Here is a 571-nt window from a genome sequence, read left to right on the forward strand (position 1 = left end):
CGCTGGGCGAGACCCTCGGCATCGCCTTCCTGGGCACGCTGACGGCGGCGATCCTCGCCTTCCCGGTGGCGTTCCTGGCGGCGCGGAACGTCGTGCCCAACCCGTTCGCGCGGTTCGCGGTCCGCCGCGGCCTCGACGTGATGCGCTCGGTCGACGTGCTGATCTGGGCTCTGATCTGGATCAACGTCGTCGGCCTCGGCCCGTTCGCGGGGGCGCTCGCGATCGCGTGCTCGGATGTCGGGGCGCTCGGCAAGCTGTCCTCCGAGGCGATCGAGAACTGCGACCGACGCGCCGGCGAGGGCGTCGTCGCCTCGGGCGGCTCGGCGCTCCACCGCATCCGCTTCGGGCTGATCCCCGGGGTGCTGCCGGTGCTGGCGAGCCCGTCCTTGTACTTTTTCGAGTCGCACACCCGCTCGCCCACGAACCTCCTCACCGTCGACCGGCGCGCCGGCTACGCGGAGCACTCCAGCACCTGGCCAGCCCGTACCCCACGCCCACCGGGGGTCACATCGTACGTGTCCCGTCTACTCCACTCCCGGCCCACGAGACCGCCCGCCACCGCGTCTCCCAT

The 571-nt window shown here is 72.2% G+C and carries 1 protein-coding gene; it reads left to right on the forward strand.

What is annotated here, in order from left to right; all coding sequences use genetic code 11:
• Positions 1–571, forward strand: a 571-nt coding sequence (locus tag ACU8YC_RS25835; protein ID WP_446896086.1) for a PhnE/PtxC family ABC transporter permease, incomplete at both ends; no start/stop codon positions are given.

The organism is Citrobacter sp. VF227 (genome assembly GCF_052950715.1).